Annotated in this window: 20 protein-coding genes; 5 read left to right on the forward strand and 15 right to left on the reverse strand. The window is 43.5% G+C overall.

The genetic code is table 11. The features are described from left to right. Window positions 1-44: 44 nt before the first annotated feature. Window positions 45-3,122 (reverse strand): insulinase family protein, encoded by a 3,078-nt coding sequence (locus AK822_RS12235; RefSeq protein WP_060491833.1) that lies wholly within the window; start codon window positions 3,120-3,122, stop codon window positions 45-47. A gap of 437 nt (window positions 3,123-3,559) precedes the next feature. On the opposite strand from AK822_RS12235, the gene AK822_RS12240 reads away from it, so the two are divergent. Beyond that, the gene (locus AK822_RS12240; protein WP_045453475.1) at window positions 3,560-4,021 is read left to right on the forward strand and encodes a universal stress protein; all 462 of its coding nucleotides are present in this window, start codon (window positions 3,560-3,562) and stop codon (window positions 4,019-4,021) included. Between the two features lie 148 nt (window positions 4,022-4,169). On the opposite strand, the gene AK822_RS12245 is transcribed toward AK822_RS12240, so the two are convergent. Beyond that, the gene (locus AK822_RS12245) at window positions 4,170-5,105 is read right to left on the reverse strand and encodes a LysR substrate-binding domain-containing protein (RefSeq protein ID WP_060491834.1); all 936 of its coding nucleotides are present in this window, start codon (window positions 5,103-5,105) and stop codon (window positions 4,170-4,172) included. Window positions 5,106-5,337: 232 nt separating this feature from the next. Between AK822_RS12245 and AK822_RS12250 the strand changes: the two genes are divergently transcribed. Further along, entirely contained in the window at window positions 5,338-6,423 is a 1,086-nt protein-coding gene (locus tag AK822_RS12250) for a YeiH family protein (RefSeq protein ID WP_060491835.1), read from the forward strand. A 199-nt stretch (window positions 6,424-6,622) separates the two neighbouring features. On the opposite strand, the gene AK822_RS12255 is transcribed toward AK822_RS12250, so the two are convergent. The 7 genes from AK822_RS12255 to AK822_RS12285 all read right to left on the reverse strand — a co-directional run bounded on the left by AK822_RS12255 (window position 6,623) and on the right by AK822_RS12285 (window position 14,053). Continuing rightward, the gene (locus AK822_RS12255) at window positions 6,623-6,832 is read right to left on the reverse strand and encodes a cold-shock protein (RefSeq protein ID WP_045453470.1); all 210 of its coding nucleotides are present in this window, start codon (window positions 6,830-6,832) and stop codon (window positions 6,623-6,625) included. Between the two features lie 244 nt (window positions 6,833-7,076). Next, a complete protein-coding gene (locus AK822_RS12260) occupies window positions 7,077-7,499 on the reverse strand; it encodes a YbaN family protein (protein WP_060491836.1) in 423 nt (140 codons plus the stop codon). 295 nt (window positions 7,500-7,794) lie between these two features. Next, complete coding sequence (locus AK822_RS12265; protein ID WP_060491837.1) at window positions 7,795-9,090, reverse strand: VWA domain-containing protein; 1,296 nt, start codon at window positions 9,088-9,090, stop codon at window positions 7,795-7,797. A gap of 125 nt (window positions 9,091-9,215) precedes the next feature. Continuing rightward, window positions 9,216-9,611 carry a protein-export chaperone SecB gene (locus AK822_RS12270; RefSeq protein ID WP_060491838.1) on the reverse strand — a complete coding sequence of 132 codons (396 nt, stop codon included), beginning with the start codon at window positions 9,609-9,611 and terminating at the stop codon, window positions 9,216-9,218. 4 nt (window positions 9,612-9,615) lie between these two features. Beyond that, on the reverse strand, window positions 9,616-9,981 hold the full coding sequence (locus AK822_RS12275) for a hypothetical protein (protein ID WP_060491839.1): 366 nt from the start codon (window positions 9,979-9,981) through the stop codon (window positions 9,616-9,618). A 36-nt stretch (window positions 9,982-10,017) separates the two neighbouring features. After that, a complete protein-coding gene (locus AK822_RS12280; RefSeq protein ID WP_060491840.1) occupies window positions 10,018-10,545 on the reverse strand; it encodes a hypothetical protein in 528 nt (175 codons plus the stop codon). Between the two features lie 538 nt (window positions 10,546-11,083). Then, on the reverse strand, window positions 11,084-14,053 hold the full coding sequence (locus tag AK822_RS12285) for a valine--tRNA ligase (RefSeq protein ID WP_060491841.1): 2,970 nt from the start codon (window positions 14,051-14,053) through the stop codon (window positions 11,084-11,086). Window positions 14,054-14,345: 292 nt separating this feature from the next. Here AK822_RS12285 and AK822_RS12290 point away from each other — a divergent pair, with 292 nt between their 5' ends. Further along, the gene (locus tag AK822_RS12290) at window positions 14,346-15,449 is read left to right on the forward strand and encodes a formate/nitrite transporter family protein (RefSeq protein ID WP_060491842.1); all 1,104 of its coding nucleotides are present in this window, start codon (window positions 14,346-14,348) and stop codon (window positions 15,447-15,449) included. A 94-nt stretch (window positions 15,450-15,543) separates the two neighbouring features. On the opposite strand, the gene AK822_RS12295 is transcribed toward AK822_RS12290, so the two are convergent. From AK822_RS12295 to AK822_RS12325, 6 genes are all read right to left on the reverse strand, one after another. Beyond that, the gene (locus AK822_RS12295) at window positions 15,544-16,467 is read right to left on the reverse strand and encodes a bile acid:sodium symporter family protein (RefSeq protein ID WP_060491843.1); all 924 of its coding nucleotides are present in this window, start codon (window positions 16,465-16,467) and stop codon (window positions 15,544-15,546) included. Window positions 16,468-17,169: 702 nt separating this feature from the next. Then, entirely contained in the window at window positions 17,170-17,640 is a 471-nt protein-coding gene (locus AK822_RS12305; RefSeq protein WP_060491845.1) for a YbjQ family protein, read from the reverse strand. Between the two features lie 60 nt (window positions 17,641-17,700). Beyond that, window positions 17,701-18,147 (reverse strand): YbjQ family protein, encoded by a 447-nt coding sequence (locus AK822_RS12310; RefSeq protein ID WP_060491846.1) that lies wholly within the window; start codon window positions 18,145-18,147, stop codon window positions 17,701-17,703. Window positions 18,148-18,232: 85 nt separating this feature from the next. Then, complete coding sequence (locus AK822_RS12315) at window positions 18,233-18,790, reverse strand: YecA/YgfB family protein (protein ID WP_055124803.1); 558 nt, start codon at window positions 18,788-18,790, stop codon at window positions 18,233-18,235. A 283-nt stretch (window positions 18,791-19,073) separates the two neighbouring features. Continuing rightward, the gene (locus tag AK822_RS12320; protein ID WP_045443968.1) at window positions 19,074-19,310 is read right to left on the reverse strand and encodes a PA3496 family putative envelope integrity protein; all 237 of its coding nucleotides are present in this window, start codon (window positions 19,308-19,310) and stop codon (window positions 19,074-19,076) included. Between the two features lie 184 nt (window positions 19,311-19,494). After that, window positions 19,495-20,961 carry a hypothetical protein gene (locus AK822_RS12325; protein WP_060491847.1) on the reverse strand — a complete coding sequence of 489 codons (1,467 nt, stop codon included), beginning with the start codon at window positions 20,959-20,961 and terminating at the stop codon, window positions 19,495-19,497. A 494-nt stretch (window positions 20,962-21,455) separates the two neighbouring features. On the opposite strand from AK822_RS12325, the gene serB reads away from it, so the two are divergent. Together serB and AK822_RS12335 are read left to right on the forward strand one after the other, a co-directional pair. Beyond that, window positions 21,456-22,646: a phosphoserine phosphatase SerB gene (gene serB / locus AK822_RS12330; RefSeq protein WP_060491848.1), complete on the forward strand. Its 1,191-nt coding sequence runs from the start codon at window positions 21,456-21,458 to the stop codon at window positions 22,644-22,646. A 208-nt stretch (window positions 22,647-22,854) separates the two neighbouring features. Then, on the forward strand, window positions 22,855-23,850 hold the full coding sequence (locus AK822_RS12335) for a DUF368 domain-containing protein (RefSeq protein ID WP_045443965.1): 996 nt from the start codon (window positions 22,855-22,857) through the stop codon (window positions 23,848-23,850). The last annotated feature ends 179 nt before the right edge of the window (window positions 23,851-24,029 follow it).

Below are 24,029 nucleotides of genomic sequence, written 5' to 3' on the forward strand. Positions count from 1 at the left end.
GGCGGTTTTTTTTATAACAATTAAATCAGCAGACTTGAAGAAGGTTAACTTTTAATTTTACAAACGTTAAAGCCTAACTCTTGTACTGCTGCTTCTTTATCATAAGGCGCAAGTACTGCACGTACATGCTTTTGACCTTGCAGGTATTGCTTAGCAACGCGCTGCAAGTCAGCCACGGTCACGGCCAGTATTGAGGCACGCATTTTACGTTGCCAGTCGACGCCGCGATGATGCAAATCTGCAAAGCAGGCTTTAACCGCCTCCCCTGCTGGAGAGCCTGGCTTATCCATTCCTGAGATAATACCTAAGATGGCCTCTTCTAACTGCTCGTCCGTTTGCGGCTCATTCAATAGCCATTCGATACTGGCATCAAAATGGGCAAAAGTTTCAGCACACTGCGGGTCACGGTAGCTAAAGAACTTAAAGGCACAGGCATTGGCATCGTAGCCCGCACCGCCACCATAAGCACCGCCGCGCTCACGAATAGCGCTATGCAGATAACCATTGCGTAGATAAGGCGCTAATACCATCAAGGCTGCCGTATCTGGATGATCAGCCGCTGGTACGGTATAAGCGCTGGCATTATGATAGACGTTGGTTGGCACTAGCCACGCCAAGTCTTCAACATCGAGCGCCACACTACTTTCTAGGGTTTTAACTACGTCTGTTTCACCATTTAACGCCGTATCAAGTTGCAATTCGGCAAACTCGCTTGGAATATTGGCGTCGATACTTGCATCAGCATTTTTTAACTGCGCTGCAATTTTTGGCGCTTGACTGTCTTTCCAGCTATCAACGATTAAATTGCTTAAGCGTTCAGTTTGCTCCGCTTCACAGATGATGACGGCATGCTTAGGCAAACTAATTAGACGTTGATGTAAGTCCATCAAGCTGGTTGCAAGTTTATCCCACTGTGCATCATCGCTACTGGCATGAGTTAAGAAGTCTTTTAGCGCGTTCAATGCTGGCAGACCACTGCGTACATATTCTAATTGCGCTTGGCGACTCATGCCGCGACTGGCGGTTTGCATCGCATAAGAATGCCCTGAACCAGCAAGGTTTGACTGCCAGCCTGCTTGACGCTGCTGCAAGATTTCTTTGATACGGTCATGCTCACTAAAGATACTGTGTTCCATGACTTCTTTGAGCAAATCAATCGCTTCAGGTTTACGATTCAGCGCGCGCGTTGCCACCACAAAGTAGCTGCTAATCGCTTGGCTATCATCGACATTGGTACGTTGGCTAATTCTAGCAGTCACCCCTGATGAATGCGCCGCTTGTTTAGCCTGCATTTCATGGGCACTTAGAGAATCTGTACCTAGCTCTGACAATAAGCTTAAATAAATAGGCAACAGCGGATGATTAATGACTTCATTAACGGGTAGCTCGCTTGTACCCTCATTACCAATCGCATCAGTCAACGGCACAATCACTTGATAATAATACAAGCCGTTGGTGCCCGCTTCATATTCAAATAGCGTACTTTCTTTGCCGCTCAAATTAATCTGCTTTTGCGTGCCTTGCTTAAAGGTAATATCAGTCGGTACGTCTTCTAAGCCCACTTTTGGTAATAAGCTTAAATCATCAGGCGCTGCTTGGCGCGCTGCCAAATCAAGCGCTTGTTGTTTTAAGACGGCTTTATCATCAGCGGTCAAATCCATTTCGATGGTATCAAGACGGGTCTGCTCAGCTGCCGCCAAACGGGCTGACTTTTCACTATCAGGCGTCATGGTCACACGGACACGGTGCTGATTATCAAGCAAATGCTGCTTGATTAAATTCGGTAACCATTGCGCATCTTTTACTTGCTCACGTAGCCATTTTAGGTGCTCATCAACTTCCCAAACATCGATAGGGTTGCCATCATGAATGGCAGTGCTAAAGCCTTCTAGCATGAGATTTAGACCATAGGGCATGCTATCACCGCCAATATGGCGCTGATCGATCTCGATTTGATGCAGAATCGTCTCAATCGTTTCATCATCAATCGGTTTGCTCGCCACTTGTGTAAGCAAATCAATAATGCCCTGTTCTACCGCTTCGGCGTGTTCAGGGTTTGAACCGCGCAGACCGGTATAAAAGACCATTTCGTAATGACTATCATCCAAACCTAGTAGCGGACTTGGCGCTTTACCAAGTGGATGGCTATCTAGATACGCACGCAGTGGCGAACCAGCATGCTCAACCAACACGCCTTCTAATAAACGCAATGCCAAACGCTGCTTTGGATCAGTAATCGATGGTAATAACCACGCAATCACGTGATGAGTTTGGTCAGGACCTGCTTCGTCAGCCGTATAAGTATCAACTGCGCTAATCGGTGCAGACAAGCGTTTTTCAGGACGTGAGACGTGTTTTTTACCTGCTTCAAACTGAATCAAGGCATCTTCATGGATTTTGGCTTGGGTTTCAGCGACTGGAATATTACCAAAGCTCATAATCACGCTGTTTGACGGATGATAATGGCTCTGATGAAATTCAACCAGCTCAGTATGGGTCAAGTCAGGAATATCGGCAGGATCGCCGCCCGAATTATAGTGATACGTCGTCGTTGGGAATAAATGATGGGCGACCGTATGATACAACTGGTCAATCTCGCCACTCATTGCGCCTTTCATTTCATTAAAAACGATACCCTTAAATTGCGGCTTGTCATTTTCGTCTAACTCAACACGGATGCCTTCTTGGGCAAAATCCAGCGGATGAATATTCGGAAAAAACGAGGCATCCAGATAAACGGCTAGCAAATTAAAGTAGTCATTTTTATTTTGCGTCGCATACGGATACGCCGTCCAATCGGCAGCGGTCATCGCATTCATAAACGTATTTAATGAGCGTTTAATCATGGAGAAAAACGGGTCACGAACGGGGAACTTCTCAGAGCCACATAAAGCCACGTGCTCTAAAATATGCGCTTCGCCTTTTGAATCCATTGGCTGAGTTCGAAAGCCCACCAAAAAGGCATTTTCGTCACTCGGATGTGCCAAATGGTAATGCATCGCGCCTGTTTTGACGTGTTGGCTTATCAATACGTCCATCGATAATGCATCGATATGGCGGTGCTCAATCAGCTCAAAGGCAGGATGCAAAGTTAGATCAGTAGTAGATAATGTGTCGGTCATAATTTTCCTTATGGATTGCTCTAATTTTATTTAGAATAATATGCGATTAATGACTAAATCTAGCCAGTGGCGATAAAATAGAATCAGAGTAAACAATAGATAAATAGTGTATTTAGTACTTATCGTAGGGTGTTTTTTATATGATATTTATATAAAAATATTGTGAGTATTATTGTGATTAACTTATGAGTAATATTCAAATTTAATGGCATGTACCCGTGCATCATTTTAAATGACAGCAATGCACCGGTATAAATTAAAAAGAATTTGCCTAACGGAATTAGATGGGGTTCGCACCTTCATAAGTCAAGATACTGTAGTAATAAAGATGACCAATATGGCAGAATGTCGGATTTTCACAAAGCGAACTCAAAGCTTACTTAACAGCAGCCATCAGTAGTGCTATAGTTAAAATCATCTGTCACAAGGAGCCGCTCATGAGTTATGAACATATTTTATTGGTCACCGACTTAATGTCCGATGCTGATGTGGTCGCCCAAAAGGCCAAACGTATCGTCGAAAATCGTCCTAATGCCAAGTTATCGGTATTACATATCGTCAAAGATACCATGGTTGGCTTTGGCTATGAGCTGGTGCCAGCCTCCAGCTTATACGATGAGATTGACGATGAACGCTGTCAAGAAGCGCGCGCCAAATTGGCACAGTTTTTGGAGCGTAATGACTTGCATGCGGTGAATTCTGAAGTGACCACTGCCATCTCTAACAGTGAAGGCATCGTCAACTATTGTCACAAGCATGATGTTGATCTGCTGGTCATCGGTCGTCATGAACGCCATGGTATCGCCGCTTGGCTCAGTGGCGCGACGGCAGATAATATCTTGCCTAACGTCCCATGCGATAGCTTGGTCGTAAGACTGGATAAACCCGTTAATAAGTAGTTTAAGAAAAGACTTAACCTCGTTTCCAAGTTAGTTAAAACTATTAAAAAAGCTTATTAAAAAAAGCGCATTGTCTGACAGTGCGCTTTTTTATTACTGATTAAAATAGTAAACATTCTTACCAATACTTCTATATTTACCAAAAAAATCAATCTTCTGTCAAAATATCAATAAAACTTTGCCAAATCGGGCTTTGATGGCGGGCTTTATGCCACACTAGCCACCAAGTTCGTGACAAATCGATGCCCGCGACTTTCACTTGTACCAGCGCTCCTGCTGTCAGCTCTGCCTGAATGACATGCTGTGATAAACAACCAAGACCAATATCTGCACTCACCATATGCTTAATAGCTTCCGACTGCTGAATCGCCATCACAATCTCCGCATCAGGCAAATGCTTCAGCAGCTGCTCATCGATAATTTGCCGTGTACCTGACCCTGCCTCTCGTACCAATAGCGGCAGTTTTGCCAGTTGTGCAATGCTAAGCTCGTAGCAATTATCCGCATCGTTATACGCTGCCATGTCTGTCAACCATTTGCTATCACGCTTGGTAAAGATCATCAAGGTATCTGTCCGCCACGCACGCTGCTCAATGACTTTCATATCTGTGGGGCGCGGCATACCCTCTACGAGCGCAATATCAATATTTAATTGTTCAACTTCGCTGACCACTTCTTGAGTATTGGCGATATACATATCGATATGGGCATCGGGTAGCGTCGCATATAGCTTGGCAAGCAGTGGCGGCAGTACATAATTGCCGATCGTGGTACTGGCACCAATATGAATCTGCCCTGCTTGATGCTTATGATAATGCTCTAGAGTTAATGCCTGCCCCAAGATGGCTTGCGCCTGTATATAAATAGGATGGGCGTTGGGGTGCTGATTGAGCCTACGCCCGACGCGCTCAAACAATGGCATCTGCAGCCTTGCTTCTAATTCTGTCAGCGCACTACTGACCGCCGACTGCGATAAATGCAGCGCTTCACTGGCACGGCTGGTACTACCCGTTTGATAAATACTGACAAACACCGATAATTGCTTGAGGGTAATCTTTGGTAATACCTGCATGGCTTTTTTCATAATTTCTCTGACATCCTATCTTATTGATACAATTTAAAAAGCACCTGTTATTTTAAAAACCCTTTATTATCTAGAAACCATCTTTTTAGCCCAAAGACTTTTACTAACCTAAAAAATCGATAGTTTTTATCTAATTAATCTGTTTTTATTATAGATTGGTCTGCCTTATAATGTCTATTCATAAGCTTATGCTTATTTCGATTATAGATAATACATAATAGGACAGTTAGTCATGTACGCCTTGACCCAATCAGTAAATAACTATTTCCCGCGCAGCCGCCATTTAGCAGGGCTCATCGTCGTGCTGATTGGCAGCTTGTTTTGTTTGTGGCTCAATACTAGTGTCAACACATGGACAAATGGACGTATCGTTGGCTTGTCTTCTCTCACTTTAGCCATTCTCCTTGGTATGGTATTGGGCAATACGGTCTATCCTAACCTTGCTGAGCGCTTAAGTATCGGCGTGGCATTTGCCAAAGGTCAAATATTGCGCCTCGCCATCATGTTTTATGGCTTTAAGCTGACCTTAACGCAAGTATCAAGTGTCGGACTGTCTGCGGTGATGAGCGATGCGTTGGTATTGACATCGACCTTTTTACTCACCTATTGGATAGGGACTCGATGGTTAAAAGTCGATAAACAAACGACGCTATTGATTGGGTCAGGCGCAAGCATTTGCGGTGCCGCCGCGGTGATTGCAGCAGAGCCAGTGGTCAAAGCGGAAGCACACAAAGTCACTATTGCCGTAGCGACAGTGGTGGTGTTTGGTACGATTGCAATGCTGCTCTATCCGTTTTTATACCATATTGGTTGGTTGCAACCTTGGCTAAATGCTCAGCAGTACGGGATTTATACGGGTTCCACCATTCATGAAGTGGCGCAAGTCGTCGTCGCTGGTAACGCCGTCAGTCCTGAAGTGGGTGACACAGCGGTTGTCACCAAGATGATACGCGTCATGATGCTTGCCCCTTTTTTACTTATTTTATCGTTTGCCCTAACAAAAGGTAGCAGCGACAGTGGCAAAAAACCATCGTTTATGAATCGCGTTCAACAAGTCAAAGTCCCTTGGTTTGCCTTCATATTCATTGCTATCGTCTTACTGCACACTTGGGTGCCGATGACCGCAAGCTTTGAGCGTAGTATGGTGATACTAGACGATGTGCTGCTCACCATGGCAATGTTTGCGCTTGGTCTAACCACGCATTTGGGCGCTATTAAACAAGCTGGCGTTAAACCCCTTATCTTGGGGGCGATTATGTTTGCTTGGCTGATCGTTGGCGGTGGATTGATTAATATTGGTATTAGCTTACTTGGCTAAAGTAAACTACCAAACATCCTTACCGTTCGTTATCATTCTTGCCATGAGTTATATAGATTAAAAAAGCCGATGACTATGCTAATCATCGGCTTTTTTGGTTTATCGATTGCAAATAGCTTATCTTAAATCGTAGACGAAAAAAAACGAACCCGAAGGTTCGCTTTTTTTTCATCTTGCTCTAAGTGTCTATAAAGACAAATTAGATAGCAACGATGTTATGGGCTTGTGGGCCTTTTTGACCTTGAGTTACAGTGAACTCAACTTCTTGGCCTTCAGCTAAAGTTTTGAAGCCTGAACCAGTGATTTCGCTGTAATGAGCAAAAACGTCTGCGCCAGTTTCTGGAGCGATAAAACCAAAGCCTTTAGCTTCATTGAACCACTTAACTGTACCTTTTTGAACGTCTGACATAATATAATCCTACTTTTAAATTTATTAATGGCCTAGTGACCGATAACGCTTGCAAATAGCTACTGAACGATAAATATTAAAACGAAGGATTATAACTAATACTACGAGGTAATGATTTGGTGCAGAACTGCTCTTAAGCTTGGACGTATTATAGGGGGAACATCCTGATTTCGCAAGTCTTATCTTAGCTTTCATGTAACTAAAGCCCATTTCTTGCAATTTTTGACCTTAAAATCAACGTATTTTAGGCATTTGGCAAACGGAACAAATAGACCGCTACCCCAGTACAGACCACGGCTACCAGCCATGCCACCCATATCATATCGGCGGGAATATTAAAAAATAACATCGTTGTTGAAATAGTCATCATTATTGTCGCTAACCACTTAGCATAGAGTGGCACCGCATGATTATTTTCCCAATCGCGGACAAATTTCCCAAAGTATTTATGATTAATCAACCAAAAATGAAAGCGCCGCGAACTGCGTGCCCAGCAACCTGCCGCCAGTAATATAAAAGGCGCAGTCGGCATGACTGGCAGTAACACACCGATAACCCCTAATACAAAAAATAGCCAGCCCAGTATGACAAACGTCCAACGCACCGTTGGGCTGTTATGCTGATTGGTTTTGGGTCGATAATAAAAGACTTTTTTGTGTTGGCTCATAAAAATACTGTCATTGAATGATATAGAGTGGCTAATATTCGATAAAGGTTAGACAGCTAACGTCTTAAACCAGATAATCATTTATAGAACTGCCTACCTATATAGGTAGCTAAGCATGCAATATCACTCAAAATGGTACAAGGCTATTTTTACGAGGTTTTTGCTATCAATAGGTATGTTTGGTTAGTGGTTGGGTAAGTGAGCTCACCACCTTTGACTGAATTTTGAGTAATAAAAAACCGCTCATAGCTAGACTATAAACGGTTTTATCGTTGAAGATATTATCCTAATTTATTTATTTCGCTATCAATCCTATCTCGCGTGCTTCTTTTAACCAGCTTGGGAATTCCTCTAACATGCTCTCGTAAAGAGCTTCTTCGCTGATATCATCCAAATCATCAAGTTCAAAAAAGTCACAATTATCAATCACGCGCCCTGCCATGTCGTCTAGTTTTTTTAGGATGCCATAACTACGACCACCCAAGCCTACGAACTGCCAAAATATCGGCAGTTTTGCCGCTTCCGTCATGACTCTCGTGATACCGCGATTGTCATTCACCCCGCCATCACTGATAAATAGCACGTAAACAGGCACATCCAAGCCGTCTTTTTGATAAAACTCCGTCACGGCTTTCATGACCTCTGCTTCATTGTTGATGCGCGGGCCAAGTGCCCATTTGCGCCAACCGCCATGAGCGTTGTCAATGAAACCGTCATAGTTGCTCAGCCCAATCTCGCCCAAATACTGCGGATCTCGGGCAAACGCCCAACAGTCTAACGCTTGGTCATCATCGAAGCTCACTGCCAATGGCAATATGCGATTGACCACTTCTTGCACGCGGCCTTTTTTGTACTGTCTGTTCATTGAGCCTGAAGCATCTAGCACCAACGCTACCTTTGCGGTTAATTGTTGTAGTTGGCGTTTCTCAAGCGATATCGTGGCTTTTTTGGCCAGATTGACCAGTTTTGGCGCTTTGTCTAGCATGACCTTTTCTAGCGATGGTTTTGCTTGCACTGGCGTGACGGTCGCCTCTACTGCTGTCGAGCTGCCCTCTTCTACATCGCCACCGAAATGCTGCACGATGGCGGCAAGTCCACCATTAAAACCTTGCGCGACGTTGGATACTCGCCAAACGCCACTCTTACGATACAGCTGCATCAACATACTGGCTTGCTGCTGGGCAAAGTCTGCCGCTTGATATTCTGCCTGTGCCTTTTGTAATTGCTGCCAAATGCCAATCTCTAACGATTGAATTTGATTCAGCGGCGTGTCGGCTGATAACACAAAAAACAAGCTGTCTATATTAGTAGCCAATTTGGATAAATTCACCTCAAACTCGGCTTGGATGCCTTTATTTGCCGTTGGCTGCGACTCGTAATAGGTAAGCTTGATTTGCCCGCACGGTGAGGTCGGCTGATTATAAAACACCATGTAATCATCATTGATCAATTTGCCAGCTGCGTCTAAGGCAAAGCAGCTGATGTCCATCTCTATTGGGCTTTGGCGAGTGAATTTGAGCGTGATGGGTGCGGTCTCGTCAATGGCAAGATTGCTTAAAGGTGCGCGTTGTCCGACGGTGAGATGGTTCATGGTGTTCCTTACTTTAAAGTGTTATTCCTTTGAAGATAATAGACTAATTCCTGACATTAAAAAACCGCTCACAGCAAGAGCTGAAGCGGTTTTTTAAATTTAAAGCATACTATCATGATCTAATACTACTTTTCATACCTGAACGTTGGTACTTCAATTAAAGGTAAGTGAAAATCTAAGTCAGAACGCACACATAAAGATGCTACATTTTCTCTGACATAAGGTAATAGTATTAATGGTGCATTATGATGAGCCCAATGTTCGACTTTATCTCTTGGGAACTCACCTTCAATCTCAAATATACCAAATAAATTTACCTCTATTTGGAAACCTTCAACCTTTTGAACATTGCATATAAAGTTTACTATTATGATATCTTTGTTATCTTCAGGCAGTTTAGAGCCTATTTTAAACTGTAAATCGACATCAAAATCTTCTTTATCACTTAAAGATTTATTAAACACCTCTAAGTAGAGCTTTTTTATTTGTATTGATTTTAATTGTATAGGATGATGTTTCATAATCTCACGCAGCTAGCAGATAGTTTTCTTTCTTTGTACCAATACTTTCATTTAGAAATGAAGATATTGATTCAACAAAATAATGAGTATTATCAGTTTCCAAAGAAAGTAAGTCTAAAGCATTAAATTCTTTCGATAGAACACTTTCTGTCAAATGCTCATTTAGTGTTATACCTTCTTGTAAACCCAAATTTATAGAATAGGCATTCATAGACTCCATATCAGAGTTATACTTTGCTATTACATATAATTGATTTACTCCACGGGCAAAATCACTGTTTTCAGACTCTGATAGCCTTCTTTTTAACTCTTCAGGGTTAGTAGCTTTAATTTTTTTTACAGTTTTCTTTAAAGCTTCTTGGAGTGTCATTTTACGTTCTCCTTAATTAATATACTAATTCTAGATTCAATCGATACACTCTATAATTTTAATATCTATATCATTTTTGACAATGAGAGCTGGATGACCATTAGAAAAAGCTACATTCCTACCTAAACCAGGAACTGATAAATCCACCGTTATCAAATCATAGCTAATATTTAAGCTCTCTTCTAAATCCTGCATAAATACATCCAACATAGCACCATAGCTACTTTCATTATGTGAGCCTATAGGAAAAGCTTCATCAAAACTTTCTCTTACCTCCATATCGAAATCTAATACTTTTTCCTTATCTGCTTCAATAGAAACGTCTATTTTTACTATTTGACAATCTTTGTTACTGTCGTACATCTTTTGTTTTAGAGCAAAGTCATACCACTTTTGGGCACAATATATAGCAGTGCCTCTATTTTTCTTATAATGCCAAAAATATATACCTTTTCCAGCCTTTCCTATTTTTGCGTCTGGAAGAATAATAAATCCTTTCTGATCTATAGATTCAAAATGATACTTAGTAGTACCATGTATGCCTTTAAATATAATATTAGTCACAGTTGAAGCAGCCAGCAGAGTATGGAATTATAAGTTTCCACTCGATAAAGAGGTGATTGAGCTCAATAAAATAATGATAGTTAACATCAGTACTTATTGTCTATATATGGTATGAATATCTTAAACATAAGTTTTAGTATTGATATTATATCTATATTAGACAGTATACAGCCATAGAAGTTTAAATTCACTATAATATTCTACATTCATGTATAGACTCTATATGAATACGTTCATGCTTGTCACAATTTTGTCATAAGACATTAACAGATATCCTCAGAGATCGACCAAATAAAGTCATTAAACCTATATAATACTAAGACAGATGATGACAATAAATTACACTATATAGTCATAATTATCGAGTTCACGTACTGATAACACGATTTATCTGATGGATAAAATACTACTGTAAGTAATAGAAAATAAATATTCGGTCATAATATAGGAATAAGATACAAAGATAACCAGGACACAACAAAAAACGCCATCACAATTGTGACAGCGTTCTTTGACAATATAAATATTTACGCCTTATTTACAACGCTTTTAACTGCTCCATCTGCGCCGTCATCGCGGTCAATTGCCCTTCTAGCTCAGCCAGTTTCGCCTTCTCAGCATCGACCACTTCCGCAGGTGCTTTACTGACGAAGCCTTCATTACCGAGCTTGCGCGCGATACCATCAGCTTGCTTTTGCAGTTTTTCATGCGCTTTGCCCAAACGAGCTAGCTCAGCCGTTGGATCGATGAGCCCTTTCATCGGTACGAGTACCCGTAGCTGACCGACCATACTTGATGACGATAGTGGCACTTCATCGCCTTCTTTGACGATCTCTAGGCTCTCGACTTTGGCAAGCGCTTTGAACTGGTTTTTGATACGGGATAGACGCGCTTCTTCTTCGCTAGAGACATTCTGTAATAGCACTGGCAGACGCACGGCATTACCCAGTTTCATCTCACCACGGATGTTACGGACGCTCGCGATTAGCTCTTGTAGCCACGCCATATCCGCTTCGGTCTGCTCGCTAATTTGGGTATCATCGGTTTGTGGATAGTTAGCGACCACAATGCTGTCAGTGTTTTTACGACCCAGTAGCGGCGCGATGGTCTGCCAAATTTGCTCAGTCAGATACGGCATGATTGGATGGGTGAAGCGTAGCGCCGTCTCAAGCACGTGCAGTAGCACATAGCGGATTTGCGCTTTGCGCTCGTCAGACACCGAGTCATCATTTAGGCTGGCTTTGGCAAGCTCAACGTACCAATCACAGTACTCGTTCCAGATAAACTCATAGATATCTTGGCTAACCATATCGAGACGATACTGGGCGAAATGCTGATGGATATCGGCAATGGTAGAGTTCAGACGACTCATGATCCATTTTTCTGGCAATTCCCAAACGTCAGGGTTGGCCGTTTGGTCGATAGGCTTGGCAGTACCTTCACTATCGACACAGTTCATGAGTACAAAACGGCTAGCGTTCCAGATCTTATTACAGAAGTTACGATAGCCCTCGACACGCTTTAGATCAAAGTTGATATCGCGACCAGTACTGGCTAGTGAGGTAAAGGTAAAGCGCAGTGCATCGGTACCAAAGGCTGGGATACCTTCTGGGAACTCTTTACGCGTTTGCTTTTCGATTTTGGCCGCGTCTTTTGGATTCATCATATTGCTAGTGCGTTTTTCGACCAACGCTTCTAGCTCAATACCGTCAATGAGATCGATAGGATCTAAGACGTTGCCTTTCGATTTTGACATTTTTTGACCATTGCCATCACGTACCAGACCATGCACATAGACGGTCTTAAACGGTACTTGCGGCGTGCCGTCTTCGTTTTTCACAAAGTGCATGGTCATCATGATCATGCGGGCCACCCAAAAGAAAATAATGTCAAAACCTGTCACCAATACGCTGGTCGGGTGGAAGGTGTCCATCACGCGTGGATCAGCGTTGACGTCTGCCCAGTCAAGCGTACTGAACGTCCATAGACCAGAGCTGAACCACGTATCAAGTACGTCATCGTCTTGGCGCAGTTTTACATCGTCGCTTAGATTATATTTAGTGCGTACTTCCGCTTCATCACGGGCGACATAGATCTCACCTGTCGCATCGTCATACCATGCAGGGATACGATGTCCCCACCACAGCTGACGGCTGATACACCAGTCTTGCAGATCCGTCATCCACGCCATATACATATTTTTGTACTGCGCAGGGACGAACTCAATGCTGCCGTCTTCTACCGCGTCAATCGCAGGCTTGGCAAGCTCTTTGACCGCGACATACCACTGATCAGTCAACCACGGCTCAACGATCGTACCGCCACGCTCAGCGCGCGGGGCTTTTAGTGCGTAGTCTTCGATATCTTCTAGCCAGCCCTGCTCGCCTGCTTGCTCTACAAGGAATTTACGCGCCGCAAAACGCTCAAGTCCTGCGTACTCACTAGGCGTAGTCTCTAATTCAGGCTCACGTGTCTGCAAATCAGGATAGACTTCCATCGCTGGCAAGATATTGGCACGCTCATCTAAGATATTAATCAATGGCAAGCTATGACGACGACCTAGCTCATAATCGTTGAAATCATGCGCTGGGGTGATTTTGACACAGCCTGTACCGAAGTCTTTTTCGACATAATCATCGGCGACGATAGGCACGACACGACCCGTGATTGGCAAGGTAATAGTTTTGCCGACTAAATGTTCATAACGCTCGTCGCTAGGATTGACAGCGACAGCGGTATCACCGAGTAATGTCTCAGGACGTGTGGTGGCGACGACGAGATAGTTTTTACCATCTTGAGTCGTTAGCTCTGTATCTGTGAAATGATAGCGGAAATGCCACAAGCTACCTTTTTCGTCGTGGTTTTCTACTTCTAAGTCAGATAGCGCGGTTTGGAACTTTGGATCCCAGTTGACCAAGCGCTTACCACGATAGATCAAACCATCATCAAATAGACGAACGAACACTTCTTTTACTGCGTTAGACAGACCATCATCCATGGTAAAGCGCTCACGCGACCAGTCAACCGAGCTGCCCAAACGGCGAATTTGGCTAGTGATATTGCCGCCCGACTCTTCTTTCCATTCCCATACTTTATCGATGAAATCTGCACGCGTCATATCACGGCGCTTGATTCCTTGCGCCTCCAGACGACGCTCAACAACCATCTGGGTGGCGATACCCGCATGATCCGTACCTGGCTGCCACAGCGTATTGTCGCCATCCATACGGTGATAGCGGGTGAGCGCATCCATAATAGCGTTATTAAAACCATGACCCATGTGTAGCGAGCCAGTGACGTTCGGCGGTGGCAATGCAATAGAAAACGACTCGTCTTTATCAAAAGTCGGCTGAAAATAGCCGCTTTCTTCCCAGCCTTGATACATGCCTGCTTCAACTTCCGCAGGATTATAGGCGCTCTCTAATTGGCTTAGCGCCGCTTGGATCGACTGGGTTAGGTTAGTTTTCGCATTGCTATCAATGCTGGTAACGGTATTAGGATTGCTCATAATAGGGTGATCTTATTGTTGATAATGAATGTGGTCAAAATGAGATAGCGCAAAATGCTATAAAAACAGGAAAAATAGTTGATAGTGTGATTTTAACGCAGATAGGCAGATTTTGTTAGATGGTAAGACAATTTATAAAGCCTGAAGGCGGTTTTTAATCAAGTTATTACTCAATCAATACCCCCAATCGGTTGAATGTTCAACAGAACATCTCACCATCATGCGCTAGAATATGGGTGATATCGTTATATAAAAAACATCAAAACCCTCTCTAACCAACAGCGAGCCGACCGTGTCCAAAGATACCGAGCACACCTATCACAATAGCAGCCACTCTCAAGCTGATGAATCTAACGCTAATGAAATAGACGATAAGCGCTTGATTGATGATAGCGCTTATCAACCATCTGTTGCTGAGGGTAAAGACGTTAGCAAGCCTGTGATGGCTGATGATACCGAGGCGACAGAAAGTTTAGAAGACGAAGATTTCTCTGAAGATATGAGCGAAGCAGATAAAGAAACCATCAAAAAAGTCGCCAATGATGACAATTTAAGCCAAGCAAAGAGCTATGCCAGTATCTTGGTTGAGCAAGTGATGGATGCCAAAGAAACCTTTGAGCGTTCGCTTGGCTCGCTATTTACCAGTGCCTTTACCGCTGGGCTTGAGATTGGCATTAGCTTCTTTATGATTTTATCGGCTTTTGCGCTGTTGAGTAGTGTGCTACCAAGCCAATACGCAATCGTGCTCGCCTCCCTACTTTACCCGATTGGCTTTATCATCGTCGTCATTGGTCAGTCGCTATTATTCACCGAACAAACCTCATTATTAAGCCTACCTGTGCTTAACAAAATTGAACCGCTGCACAAATTGCTACGCCTTTGGGGCATTGTCATCGCTGGTAACATCGTTGGCGGCTGTTTGTTTGCCGCATTGATGATAGGTTTGGGTTTAAATATGCAGCTGTTTAGCGTGAGCGACATCGACACTTATGCCGAACACATTTTAGGATTTAGGTGGTGGGTCATATTTGGTAGCGCCATCTTGGCAGGTTGGATGATGGGCGTCACCGCATGGCTTGTGACCTCAGCACGTGACACCCTTAGCCGCATCGTTTTGGTAACGCTTATTACTGGCAGTATTGGTTTTTTAGGATTGCACCACAGTATCGTGGGCAACATTGAGATTTTTTCTGCCTTGCTATACGGCAATACCGTCAGCTTGGGGCGTTATTTACTGTTTTTAGTAGTGATATTGGTGGGCAATACCGTCGGCGGCGTGGTGTTTGTGGCGGTACTGAAAAACCGTACTTTCTTATTTCAAATTGAAAAAGTGAAAGAACAAACGGCTAGTGAACAAGCGGAAGCTAGAAGCAGTATAAATACCCGCCGACCTTGATTGGTATTGGTCAATGCTAAATGCTATAAATAGATAACTCACCTATTACCAATAACAAGGTTCAATATTTAAACCTGTTATGGGTTTTCAGCATCTACAGCATACGCGCTGCCAACACACTACTTTCTATTTCAGCTTTTCTCAGCTTATCGTGTTGAGCGCTAAATATACGCACCAAAATCCCCGCGCTTAAGAACATCACCAAGGTATAAATGGCTGGCATCATCGACATGTCGTAGTTAGATAATAGTGTCAATGCCATAAATATCGACAAGGTACTATTCTGTAGACCGACTTCTAGCGTTACCGAGGTTCTTTGCGCCCAGTTGAGACCGAACCATTTACTACTATAATAACCGAGCGCCATGGTTGAGAGATTTAATAATACCGATACGGGACCAGTAGCGATAAAGGCGTCGACAATGATATCGCGTTGCACATAGCCCAAAAATAGCACTAAAAACGTTAAAAATATCACCCCAAATCGAGATACATAGACTTGTGAACGATCGGCAACGGTTGGTGCATAGCGTTTAATCAGCATACCGACACTAATAGGCACTATCGTCAGCACCACCAAAGTCAGCATCGTTTTTACTACTGGTAACTCAAACTCACTACCGCTGCCCATAAAATAAATCAATGAAAAGCTCAGCACAATGGGAATGGTAAAGACGGTAATCACGCTCGCAATCGCGGTCATCGTCACAGACAGCGCCACATCGCCTTTGGCTAAATAGGTAAATAAATTTGAGGTAGTGCCACCCGGACACAATACGAGGAGCATAACCCCGACGGCATATTCTGGGCGTAATGGCATGATATTGGCTAACGCAAAGCCAATGATAGGTAACAGTATCAACTGATTGATCAAGCCAATGCCGACTGCTTTTGGGTATTTTAAAACCCGTTTAAAATCGTTGGTGACGAGGGTCAGACCCATGCCCATCATGATTAAAAACAGACAAATAGGAATGATAACTGAATTGACTAACGTGACTATGGCAAGACCTTCCATAACTACATCCTTGTAGATAAGAGCTGTTTATAGGTTCATTTTATAGATGAATTTTATAGACCGATTATGCTGATTAAATGACGCCTGATTAGCAATCCTTGCTAAGGCGTGTCCTCATAATCAATAGCCGTTAAACACCGATAATAAATTAAAAAACAGCAAAAAATAAGACAGGGTAAAAGCAAGTATATAGGGGTAAAGTCTGCCTTATCTATTTTATTCAACTACTCACCAGTCAGTATCCAAACGTAGGATATCCGCCATATAAAAGTATAGAAAAACTTTAAGGTATACCGTTATTTATATTTTTAGGCTGAGAACGAGCAGATTTGTCGCTAAGAAAGGAATCAATCACACCCGCCACCATCACCACCACTGTCACCACAAGAGTCATTGCTGCTATATCCGCTATGATTACTGTTGTTGATGTCATCTCCAGAAGATGAGCTGGAAGTACGCTTTGAAAGCTTTGTACGACTAGACCAGAGCATCACTTTAAACACACCATAAAACATCAATAGCCCAAAAACAATCTGTAAAAGTAGCAGGAAGCCCCAGAAGAAAAGTTCAAGCATAATATAGTCGACTCTCTATAATTTCTTGTTAGGCATTGATAGCAACGCAAGGATAACTAAGATAAGTGCTTATTTTGGGGATAAGAAAGAACATAAGATTAAGAATATATCTTAAATTGGCAGGACTTTAGTGACGGTCAGTACTGATAACTGCCGTACCATAGGCAATAGCTTCTACCATGCTGCCCAGTTGATTGATATTGCTGACTTCTAGACGTAAGCCATAGATATGGTTATAGCCTTTGGCTTGTGCTTCGGTACGCATACGTACCAGAGCTTCGCGGCGGGCACGGTCTAATAATGTCTCGTAAGTGGTCAAGTTTTTGCCAAAAATGCTCAATACCCGAGCGATAATCATTTTGAAATAATCTTGGGCAATAACCACGCTGCCAAGCACTAACTCGCCCTCAGTATGGGCAACAAGTTTTGGCACATAAAAGCGCTCGCTTGAGACCATAATATGGCTTAATTCTTGCTCTGCAATGCTTAACTGCGCGAGATGTTGGCGCTCATGACGCGACCCAAAAAACCAACCAGCAGCGAATAGTAAAATAAACGGTGCGTAATTGATAAGCATTTGGGTAAGGGAGTTATTCATGGCACGTCTCTTGTCATAAACTTATCATAAAAAAGCATCGATGCTTTAAGATTTGGTTAGCTAACCAAAAGGGTTGAAACGTGGCAAGTCATCGGTCGCTGTCGGTGCAGAATTTTGTAGATTTGGCTGTTGACCAGACTGATGATAAGAGTCGCTTGGTGGGGTTTGGTAGACTTGCTGCGGCATCGGTATGGCTTTGACAGCGGTGCCATAGACAAACAATTCAGAAGCTCCCTGCGCGATGCTAGAGGTCGAAAAACGTAACCCCACAACTGCATCTGCACCCAAAGCCTCTGCTTTGACAATCATCCGATCGATCGCCTCTTGCCGTGATTCTTCTAACAGTTCAGTATAAGCCGTTAACTCACCACCGACGATATTTTTTAGTCCAGCAAACAAGTCTTTGCCGACGTGTTTTGAGCGCACGGTGCTGCCGTACACCACATCCAAACGCTCGGTGATTTGATAATTGGGCAAATGCTCAAGATTGGAGAGTTGCACAGTCATAATACGACCTTATCGGTGACGTTATATAGACAGCGTCAACTTGGATATAGACCAAACCACGCTGTCCCTATATTGATAAAAAAGGCTAATCGTTGGTATGGAACAATAAAAATAACTCGGTCAAATTGCCTTCGATGCTATTGGCCATTTGTGCCAGCTTGTCTTCATCTTTACGCATCTCTGCAAGCTCTGGATCTTCATCATCGATACCGCTTAGCAAAATCATTGGTAAAGTCAAGACAGCCACATCTTCAGCCGTTTCTTCATCTTCAAACCAATCGCTGGCTTCGTCGCCATACATCGCATCGACAAAGCCAATTGACCAAGCAACGATATCTGATTCATCTGAAAAATCAACGGCCACTTCTTCATCACCCGCATCTTCACCAAACGGTAGCTCAATAGGTGTCTCGTTTTTTAGCTCAGCGATAATAGAATCGCGCCAGCGCTGGATACCGTCGATGACATTTTCTGGGATTTCGCTAACATGACCTTCAAACAGTGCATCCAGCCAATTCGGTAATGGACGCCCAATAACTGTCGCTGTCAAAAAACCATGCGCGGCGACACTATCAAGCACAAACGGGCTCTCTTGATTGTCCAAATAGTCTAATAATTCATCGAAGCTTAGTTGGTTACTCATGATGTAATTGTCCTTGAAAGATAGAGTGCGGCAGTCGCCATAAACGATCGGTTAAGTGCAGAATAGTGGATAATTTGAAGGTAAAAATGGTTTCGGTAAAGCACCCAAACCATCTTTATAAAATAAGAATCATTGCATAGAGCGGGTTGCTAGCAACCATCGAAAAATAACGATCGCGATATCATTAGCATTACACTATCAGCTAATATGCCGTTATTAAAAGGCTTTAGTCGGCTTAAATGACTGAGCACTTTCACATTAGGCTATGACTTAAGTTTAAACACTAAAGATCGTCATCATCCCAATCATCGCCATCTTCATCGAAATTGTCTATATCGTCTAGATCATCCTTTAGCTCTTTGGCCAAACGCTTTTCTTCTAGCAGATTATCGATCAGTCGACGCTTCTCAAGACTACTTAAGCGCGTACGCACGCTCGTCTCGGCCTCTTCCACCATCTTTGCATCATCATCGTCGACAAAATCATCATCAAAATCGTCGTCAATATCAGCGTCACTCATGACAAACTCCTATCATTTTTAGCAAGGGTATTAAGAATACATTAATATATATATGCCTTATAAAGTCTCTACTTCACGTTGTCAATGCTTTTTATTATTACTGCCCTATTTTTAGGCTGTTTAAACATAACGACAGAGACAATATCTCAGACAATTGTATAGTAATAAGCGAATATAAGCAGCATTAAATAGCCGACTCATCTGCGCTTTCAATCATCAATACCGCATTGCGCACATCCGCTAAGCGTTGGATCATCGAATCATTACCACCATCGAACACCGCACATTCACGCTCATAAACAGTGGTTGGGCGCATGATACTCTGTACCTGTACATGGTGGCTGATTTGCTTGAGACCTGCATTAGGTAACAAAATCAGCATTTGCTCTTTTTTGCCGACGCTGTGTAATAATTGCGTCATTGCTTGCGCCTGTGCATCATCGCTGACCCCTGCTTTAGCAGGTAGTGCAAAGCGACTTAGCTCAATGTGCTTGTCATGGATGATTTTGTTAAGCATCAGATACAGCTTGCCAAGCATCACACCTGCTAACGCCACTTTGGCATGGCTATTGTCCGCCTTTAACAACACGCTAGCACCCGTGTCATCGAAACGCGGCTCGTTCATCGCGCTGACACCCAACAACAATGGCTGCTTGAGTAACTCGGTCACCGCTTGGTTTAATAGCTGCGTACATAATGCCAAATAAGGTAAACGCTGAGCCGGTGCCAGACGCTCAAGCATATTGAACTCGTCATGGAATACAATCTGCACTCTCACACTGTCAAATGAGCGGGTGGCAGACAACCGAGAGGCGCTACCAGATTTAGGAGCGCGGCTTATCTCATCTTGGGCAGCTCCATTTGCTGCATCATGCTCTGCTCGCTCTTCAGTCGTACTATCGATAGGCTGACTATTAGAGCCAGTGGTATCAGTTGCCGCTTGATTCTGTTGCGTTCTTAAATACTGGTTTACTTCACTATGTACATCCAATTTGTGTGCATTGGCTGGCTGACTGTCCGTTTTACTCTCTACAGAATGCTCCGAAGTTTCTCTATCCGTATCCGTGGCACGGCGTTCAAGCTCCCGATCATAACTGCGCTGATCGATTTGCATATACTGCTCACGATGCAAATCTTGAATATCGCGGCTAAGCGCGTTAATTTGCTCTTTGGTTGGACGGGCAAGGTAACCATAAACCAGCCAAAGCAACAAATGCAGCAGCATCGTACCGATGACGAACGGCCATTGCATAGCGATAATCTCGCCTTTGCTAATATCTTTTAACGTCAACGACACACTGCCAATCACCGAATCGCCATTGGTGGCGATCTGACGAATGGTATCACCTTGCTGCATGGGCGCATTGCCAACAGGCACCAAGATGTCGTCATTATTGTCTTTAATTAATATGCGCGTCACGTCTTGCTCGCTGGTATAGCGATTGGCAATGACACTTAAGCTGACACGGTCTTTATTTTCTAAAGACAACCTTGCTTCATCAATCAGCTGGGCGACCATCTGCTCGCCTTTTAACGCACGACTTTTGCTCAGCTGTTGATCGGTGCTGATGACCAATAACAACGTCTGCAAACAAAAACTAACCAGAAGAATAATGGCAAACAACCCTTGCCGCGGCGCTAAATACGTCATGATATGGTAAACTTTTTTGGATAAGAGAAATTAAAAAAACAAGGCTATCCCTCATTTTTTGGCGAATTTAAAAAAACTATAATAGTGCGTATCTTAACAAGTATGTATTGAATTTAAGTACCATAACCCGACACCTCTGTTGTTGCCTAAAATAGCATTTACAACAAGATTTGGTTACTTAAAAACTGCTGTCTCAAATACTAATACTCAGGATAATCTACGGCACATTTGGTAAGCGGTGACTGAGAGCATTGTTGTAAATATCATCATGAATACAGACCGCTTATCTTATCTACTATATCACCATAATAAGTCTTATAGCGTTAGTAGATTTATAAATTTATCATAATAATCACATTCAATTTCAAATGATTTTTCAATGATTGCTGCCATCTTTAATCGACGGTGATACTTTGCGCGTCATCTATAGGCGCTGCCGAGTAAAGCTGCTATTATTCCCAATCTTATATGAGCATACAAGGGACCATTGAGCCATGCCACACAATACATCTTACTCGTTACCAAAAGACAGCAAAGCATGGCAACAAGCCGTTGACTCTATTGCGTCACTGTTACCAGATAACACGAACTTACAAGATTTTGATGCGCTACAGTCCCTGCCAGTTTTTGCTCTTATTGTTGTGCTACCGACCAAAGTATCGACGCTTGATATCCACCAGTATGTGCAATCATGGGTCGATGAACAGCCAAGCTGGCATTTGGTCACCGTCGCTGAAGATACTGATGCCAGTTTTGTCAATATTACCGTTTCTGATACAGAGCCAACGGCAGCAAACGCACAGCGCTTGCCTTTTACCCAAGCACAAGTATTCCGATATTTGTTGGTACCAGTCACTGATACGCTCATGCATCCTGGCAAAAAAACCGCAGCAGCTCACATCATTGATGATCAGCTGACCACGCGCTTGCGTCATGACTTGACCGAAGCTTATAACGATAGTCATCAAGCGAGCAGTGCTGAACGCTTGGATATTGTCGATTGCCACATTTTATCAGTCGGTCATATGCTACGTACCCACAAGCTTGCCTGCTTTGATATGGATTCCACCTTAATCGAGCAAGAAGTCATCGTTGAGTTGGCAAAAACAGCGGGTATCGGCGAAGAAGTCGAAGCCATTACGGAAGCGGCAATGCGCGGTGAGATGGATTTTGATGAATCTTTTGCCCAGCGTGTAGCCTTATTGAAAGGTATCTCGACCGATGTGCTGGATGATATCTGCAGCCGCTTAACGCTATCAATGGGCGCTCGCACTACCATCAGTGCACTAAAGGCTTTGGGCTACCATACCGTACTGGTATCAGGCGGCTTTACCTACTTTGCGCGCTATATCGCTGAGCAATTAGGCATTGACGAGGTTCACGCCAACGCGCTAGATATCGACGAAGGGGAAGTCACTGGTCACGTACAGCTGCCCATCGTCAATGGTGCCAAAAAAGCAGCGATCGTTGAGCATACTGCGGAGCGCTTAGGCATCGAGATGTCACAAGTGGTCTGTATCGGTGACGGTGCCAATGATTTACCGATGATGGCCATTGCAGACCTAGGCGTCGCCTATCATGCTAAGCCCATTGTCCAAGCACGTGCTGATGCCGCCATCAATGTCACAGGGCTTGAAGGCATACTTTATGCCCTTGGTTATCCAGCACTTGCGCCTGCTGAGTAACGACTACACTCGCAACACCATACCATGGAGCTAGGTTAGTGTTTTTAACATTAATCTGGCTTTTATGTCTTATTACATTGCGACATTGCGACATTGCGACATTGCGACATTGCGACATTGCGACAGTCAATTTTCGTATCACTGTCCTAGCATACTTAGCGGCATCGCATTAACTTTCACTGTGTTTTTAAATAAAAAAGGATTGTCCATGACGGCATCACCATCACCGCGGCAAAATGAGCCGTCAGCGCCACAACCACTGGATAAGAGCAGCACTGCTGCATCCTCCGATAGTCCAAAGCAACTATTTGGGGTTTATATCAGAGGAATGGCCATGGGGGCAGCGGATATCGTACCGGGTGTCTCTGGCGGTACCATTGCGCTGATTGCCGGTATTTATGAGCGCTTGATTAACGCCCTGAGTAGCATCGGCCCCAATCTCTGGCAGATATTTCGACAGGAAGGCGGAATCAAAGGTTTGGTTTCGGTGTGGCGACAAGTTGATGCAACTTTTTTGTTATTTTTGTTATTGGGAATCGCCACCAGTTTTACTACTTTAGCAGGTATTATCAAGCATCTATTGGATAATCAACCGTTATTTATTTGGTCGTTCTTTTTTGGACTGGTTGTCGCAACGGTATTTATATTATTGAGTGAGATTCAGCGTTGGAATATAGGGCGAGCAGCACTCTTCGTGACTGGTCTTGTTGCCGCTGTGGTCATTAGCAGCTTACCATTACTCACGACCACACCAAGCTTGCCTTATTTGTTTTTTGCAGGAGCAGTCGCTATTTGTGCCATGATCCTGCCCGGTATATCGGGGTCTTTTATTTTATTACTATTAGGTGCTTATGACGCAGTATTAGAAGCCGTACATAGCCTTAACTTCACGATAATTTTCACGGTCATTGCGGGTATGGCGACGGGATTGTTATTATTTACTCGCGCACTTAAATGGCTATTGTCTCGCTACTATCAAGCAACTTTGGCCTTGCTCACAGGTTTTATCGCAGGCTCGCTTGTGAAAGTATGGCCATGGAAAGTAGATGCGTTAGGCGCGCTTAATAGTGACGCGATCAACAACGTGATGCCATGGCAATATCCTACCGGTCCACATTGGCTAATCACTGTAGGACTGATGCTGCTAGGCGCGATTTTAGTCTCACTATTGTCTTGGTGGGGCACTCGTAGCAATCGCGCTTAACCCTACCTTAAACCTGCATCAGTCTCTTTTTAAAACCCGAAAACCCTCCTATACACTCTTAATAATAAGCGCCCATCCTTGCGGCGCTTGTGCTTAAACCTTGCCATACAAAACCATCAAAATGTGCTAAAAAACCAAACGTCAACGGTTGTCGCAAAGTCGCCTGTCCCCTCTTTAGC

Source organism: Psychrobacter sp. P11F6, assembly GCF_001435295.1.
Classification (GTDB): domain Bacteria; phylum Pseudomonadota; class Gammaproteobacteria; order Pseudomonadales; family Moraxellaceae; genus Psychrobacter.

Bases quoted from the DNA above. Each gene is read 5' to 3' on its own strand.
- AK822_RS12270 (WP_060491838.1), bottom strand. From the start codon at position 9,611: ATGAAACATCATCCTATACAATTAAAATCAATACAAATAAAAAAGCTC.
- AK822_RS12305 (WP_060491845.1), bottom strand. From the start codon at position 17,640: ATGAATAACTCCCTTACCCAAATGCTTATCAATTACGCACCGTTTATT.
- AK822_RS12315 (WP_055124803.1), bottom strand. From the start codon at position 18,790: ATGAGTAACCAACTAAGCTTCGATGAATTATTAGACTATTTGGACAAT.
- AK822_RS12265 (WP_060491837.1), bottom strand. From the start codon at position 9,090: ATGAACCATCTCACCGTCGGACAACGCGCACCTTTAAGCAATCTTGCC.
- AK822_RS12325 (WP_060491847.1), bottom strand. From the start codon at position 20,961: ATGACGTATTTAGCGCCGCGGCAAGGGTTGTTTGCCATTATTCTTCTG.
- AK822_RS12295 (WP_060491843.1), bottom strand. From the start codon at position 16,467: ATGGAAGGTCTTGCCATAGTCACGTTAGTCAATTCAGTTATCATTCCT.
- serB (WP_060491848.1), top strand. From the start codon at position 21,456: ATGCCACACAATACATCTTACTCGTTACCAAAAGACAGCAAAGCATGG.
- AK822_RS12250 (WP_060491835.1), top strand. From the start codon at position 5,338: ATGTACGCCTTGACCCAATCAGTAAATAACTATTTCCCGCGCAGCCGC.
- AK822_RS12245 (WP_060491834.1), bottom strand. From the start codon at position 5,105: ATGAAAAAAGCCATGCAGGTATTACCAAAGATTACCCTCAAGCAATTA.
- AK822_RS12335 (WP_045443965.1), top strand. From the start codon at position 22,855: ATGACGGCATCACCATCACCGCGGCAAAATGAGCCGTCAGCGCCACAA.
- AK822_RS12310 (WP_060491846.1), bottom strand. From the start codon at position 18,147: ATGACTGTGCAACTCTCCAATCTTGAGCATTTGCCCAATTATCAAATC.
- AK822_RS12320 (WP_045443968.1), bottom strand. From the start codon at position 19,310: ATGAGTGACGCTGATATTGACGACGATTTTGATGATGATTTTGTCGAC.
- AK822_RS12255 (WP_045453470.1), bottom strand. From the start codon at position 6,832: ATGTCAGACGTTCAAAAAGGTACAGTTAAGTGGTTCAATGAAGCTAAA.
- AK822_RS12240 (WP_045453475.1), top strand. From the start codon at position 3,560: ATGAGTTATGAACATATTTTATTGGTCACCGACTTAATGTCCGATGCT.
- AK822_RS12275 (WP_060491839.1), bottom strand. From the start codon at position 9,981: ATGACACTCCAAGAAGCTTTAAAGAAAACTGTAAAAAAAATTAAAGCT.
- AK822_RS12260 (WP_060491836.1), bottom strand. From the start codon at position 7,499: ATGAGCCAACACAAAAAAGTCTTTTATTATCGACCCAAAACCAATCAG.
- AK822_RS12285 (WP_060491841.1), bottom strand. From the start codon at position 14,053: ATGAGCAATCCTAATACCGTTACCAGCATTGATAGCAATGCGAAAACT.
- AK822_RS12235 (WP_060491833.1), bottom strand. From the start codon at position 3,122: ATGACCGACACATTATCTACTACTGATCTAACTTTGCATCCTGCCTTT.